Source organism: Candidatus Protofrankia californiensis, from assembly GCF_900634765.1.
GTDB classification, from domain to species: Bacteria; Actinomycetota; Actinomycetes; order Frankiales; family Frankiaceae; genus Protofrankia; species Protofrankia californiensis.
The window spans coordinates 9,778-14,468 of the sequence record NZ_CAAAFT010000294.1; the positions used below are offsets into that span (position 1 = coordinate 9,778).

At 69.6% G+C, this 4,691-nt stretch carries 6 protein-coding genes; 3 read left to right on the forward strand and 3 right to left on the reverse strand.

Going from position 1 to position 4,691, the window contains the following annotated elements; all coding sequences use genetic code 11:
* Both DD1DGNOD_RS29605 and hisD read right to left on the reverse strand, forming a co-directional pair.
* Nucleotides 1-679, reverse strand: a 679-nt coding sequence (locus DD1DGNOD_RS29605; protein WP_241255752.1) for an aminotransferase class I/II-fold pyridoxal phosphate-dependent enzyme, incomplete at its 3' end; no start/stop codon positions are given.
* Nucleotides 676-1,971 (reverse strand): histidinol dehydrogenase, encoded by a 1,296-nt coding sequence (gene hisD, locus DD1DGNOD_RS15745; protein ID WP_206443214.1) that lies wholly within the window; start codon nt 1,969-1,971, stop codon nt 676-678. The genes DD1DGNOD_RS29605 and hisD, both read right to left, overlap by 4 nt.
* A 135-nt stretch (nt 1,972-2,106) precedes the next feature.
* Between hisD and DD1DGNOD_RS15750 the strand changes: the two genes are divergently transcribed.
* Both DD1DGNOD_RS15750 and DD1DGNOD_RS15755 read left to right on the forward strand, forming a co-directional pair.
* Nucleotides 2,107-2,394, forward strand: a complete 288-nt coding sequence (locus tag DD1DGNOD_RS15750) for a hypothetical protein (RefSeq protein ID WP_131767584.1) — start codon at nt 2,107-2,109, stop codon at nt 2,392-2,394.
* Nucleotides 2,376-2,774, forward strand: a complete 399-nt coding sequence (locus DD1DGNOD_RS15755) for a PIN domain nuclease (RefSeq protein ID WP_241251628.1) — start codon at nt 2,376-2,378, stop codon at nt 2,772-2,774. Before DD1DGNOD_RS15750 ends, DD1DGNOD_RS15755 begins: the two co-directional genes overlap by 19 nt.
* A gap of 38 nt (nt 2,775-2,812) precedes the next feature.
* Here DD1DGNOD_RS15755 and DD1DGNOD_RS15760 read toward each other — a convergent pair whose 3' ends face one another.
* A complete protein-coding gene (locus DD1DGNOD_RS15760; RefSeq protein WP_131767585.1) occupies nt 2,813-3,322 on the reverse strand; it encodes a His/Gly/Thr/Pro-type tRNA ligase C-terminal domain-containing protein in 510 nt (169 codons plus the stop codon).
* A 398-nt stretch (nt 3,323-3,720) separates the two neighbouring features.
* On the opposite strand from DD1DGNOD_RS15760, the gene DD1DGNOD_RS15765 reads away from it, so the two are divergent.
* Entirely contained in the window at nt 3,721-4,395 is a 675-nt protein-coding gene (locus DD1DGNOD_RS15765; protein ID WP_131767586.1) for an SDR family NAD(P)-dependent oxidoreductase, read from the forward strand.
* The last annotated feature ends 296 nt before the right edge of the window (nt 4,396-4,691 follow it).

Here is a 4,691-nt window from a genome sequence, read left to right on the forward strand (position 1 = left end):
CGTACGCCTCGTCCACGACCACCATGCCAGTGCCGGTCTCGCCGACCGCCGCGCACGCGGCCACCACCACCTCCACCGGCAGCGCGGTGCCGGTGGGGTTGTTCGGCGACGTGAGGAAGACCAGGGACGGACGGTGCCGGTGGATCGCCTCGGCGACCGCGGACGGGTCGAGGGTGAAGTCGGGCTCGCGACGCTCACCGACCCATCCGGTCGCGGTCGCCACCGCGATGAGCCGGTGCATCGAGTATGAGGGTTCGTATCCGAGCGCGACCCGGCCCGGCCCACCGAACGCCTGGCACAGCTGCTGGAGCACCTCGTTCGACCCGTTCGCCGCCCACACCTGGTCGGTGCGCAGACCGAAGCCGGCATCCGGGGTCAGGTAGTAGGCGAGGTCCGCGCGCAGCGCCTCGGCCTGGCGGTCGGGGTAACGGTTGGCCTCGGTGGCGGCGAGAGTCGCGGCCTTGCCCAGGGCGTCCACCAGCCCGGCCGACGGCGGGTACGGGTTCTCGTTGGTGTTGAGCAGCACCGGGACGTCGAGCTGCGGTGCGCCGTAGGGCACCATGCCGCGCAGGTCGTCACGCAGCGGCAGCTCGTCGAGGGTAGGCGAGCGCACCGAGCGTCCACGGCCCTCGGGCGTGGGTCGAGTGCCGGCCGCAAAGCCTGATCCTGTCGTGGTCATCGCAAACGCACCTCCACCGCGTCGACGTGAGCGGTGAGATCCTCGGCGCCGCCGAGCGCGGCAACCCGGGACGCCACCTCGGCGAGAGCGTCGCGGTCACACTCCACCACGTGAACCTGCCGTTGGAACACCGACACCGAAAGACCACCGCTGTGACGGGCGGTACCGCCCGTCGGCAGGACGTGGTTCGAGCCGGCGAGATAGTCGCCCAGCGACACCGGCGCCCACGCCCCGACGAACACGGCCCCGGCATTACGGACCCGGGCGGCGACGGCGGCGGCGTCCACGGTCTGGATCTCCAGGTGTTCGGCGGCCCAGGCGTTGACCACCACCAGGCCCGCGTCGACGTCGTCGACCACGGCCACCACACCCTGACCGGCCAGTGCCGTCTGCACCCGCTCCCGGTGGCGGGTCACCGGAACCTGCTTGCCGAGCTCGACCTCGACCGCGTCGAGCAGCTCGGTCGACGGTGTGACCAGCAGGCAGGCAGCCATCGGATCATGCTCGGCCTGGGCGATCAGGTCGGCCGCGACATGGGCGGGATCCGCGGTGTCGTCGGCGAGGATCGCGACCTCGGTCGGGCCGGCCTCGGCGTCCACCCCGACCAGGCCGCGCAGCAGCCGCTTCGCCGCGGTCACGTAGATGTTGCCCGGCCCGGTCACGACGTCCACCGCCGGGCAGCTGGACGTCCCATGGGCGAACATCGCGATCGCCTGAGCTCCGCCCGCGGCGTAGACCTCGTCCACGCCCAGCAGCGCGCAGGCGGCGAGGATCACCGGATGCGGCAGGCCACCGAACTCCGCCTGCGGCGGCGACGCCAGCGCGAGGGAGCCGACCCCGGCCTCCTGCGCCGGCACAACGTTCATCACCACGCTGCTCGGGTAGGCGACCCGTCCGCCCGGCACGTAGAGGCCGACCCGCTCCACAGGAATCCAGCGCTCCGTCACCCGGGTCCCCGGCGCCACGTCGACGGTCACCGGTTCGCGGCGCTGCGCCCGATGCACGAGCCGGGTCCGCCGGATCGCCTCCTCCAGCGCGTCCCGCACCTGCGCGTCGAGGCTGTCCAGCGCGTCGGTCAGCGCGTCGGGGGCAACCCGCACCGCGCCCGGCCGCACCCCGTCGAAACGCTCCCCCGCGTCGAGGACCGCGGCATCCCCCCGGTCGCGTACGTCGTCGCAGACAGGACGGACCGCCTCCAGCGCGGCGTCGACGTCCAGCGCGGCGCGGGGCAGCAGCCTGCGCAACTGCGGCGGCGACGGCAGGCTTCCACGCAGGTCGAGCTTTCTCAGCACGACGATGAGCGTATCGGTACACGCACCCGACCCGTCGATCTCCACAGTGTCGACGGCACGGCCCACGCCGGCAGGACCCGCTGAGACCACCGGATACGGTAGGAACGCCTTCCTACCGAGCGCTACGGTAAGACCATGAGCGCACGCAAGCTGTCGATCTCAGTGCCACCCGAGGTCGAAGAGACGATCAAAGCGGCAGCCGCGGAAGAGGGCAAGCCGGTATCCGCATGGCTGGCCGAGGCCGCTGTCGAGAAGGCCCACCTCGCCGCCCTGCACACCGCAGGCCGGGCCGCCGCCCGGGAACTGGTAGCCGAGTACGAAAACGAGCACGGCGAGCTACCCGAAGAGTCCCGGCGGCGCGCCCACGCGTTCCTGACGGAGGCCGGACTGCTCGACGACGAACCGTGGCGGGCAGCCGGATAATGCCCGCGATCGTCTACGACACCGGTGCGCTGCTGGCCGCCGAACGACGCAGCCCCGACATCCTCGCCCTGCACGACCAGCTGACCGCCGCCCGCATCCGCCCGATCGTGCCCGTGGTGGTCCTCGCCCAAGCCTGGCGCGGCGGCCCCCAGCACCAGATCTCCCGCCTGCTCAAGGGCTGCGACATCCGCCCCGACGACGAGCGCACCGGCCGCGCCGCCGGCATCGCCTGCGGCAGCTCACACACCGCCGACGTCGTGGACGCGATCGTCATCGCCACCGCGGTCCAGTACCAAGCCTCCGTAGTCACCAGCAACCCGGACGACCTGAACCACCTCGCTGACTCCATAGGAATCAAAATCCGCCTCTTCACCGTCTGACCAACCTCAAGCGCGGTATTCCGTGGCATCTGTTTGGATCATTGACCGGGCCTGGTCAGGAGTTGTTGCACGGTCTTGGTCAGGTCGGTGATGTCCACCTCGAGGACGGTGGAGCGGTCCCGGGTACGGACCTCGACCGCACCCTCGGTGAGACGGCGACCCGCGACGACCTGGACGGGGCATCCGATCAGGTCGGCGTCGGCGAACTTGACGCCGGCTGATCCAGGACGGTCGTCGACGAGGACGTCGAGTCCTTCGGCCTCCAGCGCGGAGGCAACGGCGTCGACAGCCTCGGCGTCGATGTTCTTCCCGAGGGGGACGACCTCGACGTCGTAGGGGGCGAGGCCGGCGGGCCAGCGGATCCCGCTGTCGTCATGGTGCTGTTCGATGACAACGGACAGGATGCGGCTGATCCCGATGCCGTAGCAGCCCATCACCATCGGCGCGTCCTTCCCGTTCGCGTCGAGGTAGCGGGCGTCCAGCGCCTGTGAGTACCTGGTGCCGAGCTGGAAGATGTGTCCGACCTCGACCGACCGGTCAATCGCCAGCGGACCGCTACCGTCCGGCGAGGGGTCACCGGCCTGGACGTTGGTGACGTCGGCGAACCCGTCCGGAACGAAGTCGCGGTCGAGGTTATCTCGGTCGCCTCATGGCCTCGGTGGAACCCACCGGTTCTCCCTTCAGGCAGACCTGTGAACGTTCCGTCCAGTTCTTGAGCATCCCCGCCCTACGGCAGGCGCGGCCTACGGACCGATCTCTTCCAGATCGTCGCCGCGCTCACCCGTGTCGGTCGGCTCGGAGTCGGCGGGATCCTGGTCGGCCATCCGGACAGTTCAAGCAGACTATTCACACACAAGATCTTCTTTAGGGAGATATTCCCACATGAGAACTATTGAGTAGGGTCGACGTCGGAACGACGTCCGTCGCGCCCAGGGAGGAACCGAGCATGTCCACCATCGCCATCGTCGGAGCGGGACCCGGTCTGGGTCTGTCGATCGCCCGCCGCTTCGGGAAGGAGGGCTTCACAGTCGCCCTCGTCTCCCGCAGCCAGGGCAGGCTCGACGACCTGGTCGGGCAGCTGGAGAAGGACGGCATCACGGCGGCCGGCTTCGCCGCCGACATCCTCGACCGCCCCGCGCTGACGGGCGCACTGCACAGGGCGACTGAGCGCTTCGGCCCCGTCGACGTGCTGGAGTTCTCTCCCGCCCCGAAGCAGGCCGACGACCCGGCCCTGACCCCGGTGAGCGCGCTGGAGGTGAACGTGGAGAACATCCAGCAGCAGATCGACTACTACGTCTACGGCGCCGTCACCGCCGTCCAGGCGGTGTTGCCTGCGATGATCGAGCGTGGCTCCGGCACGCTGCTGTTCACCACCGGTGCCTCGTCCGCGCTGGTCTTTCCGCAGATGGGCAACGTCGGCATCGCCAGCGGGGCACTGCGTAACTGGGTGCTGGCTCTGAATGCCACCCTCGCTGACAAGGGTGTCTATGCCACCCATGTGCCACTGGCGACCTGGATCGGCCAGGGCGGTCCGGAGACACAGCCCGACACCATCGCTGAGACCTATTGGGACCTGTACATCAAGCGGGACGAGGCCGAGCGGCTGTACTCCACCCTCTGATGCCCTTTGACTGATGCCCTTTGACCAGGACGACCGTGCGCAGAATTTCACCGGCCAACGCCAGTCCGCGGTCGCCGTACTCGGTCTGGGACGCAGCAGCGAGCATGCCGCGATACTGACAGATCAGTGGCGGCCTCTCGACCCATTTTTTCCGCTTACAGGCCGCTGGTGTCGGTGTCAGGGATGCAGACCCAGGAGCGCCGCCGCGGCACGGCAGCCGTGACGGGTGCATCAGGACGTCGGCGCTGTCGACCGCCTGGTCGACGGCGCCGGGCAGCCGGCCTTCGTACCGGTCG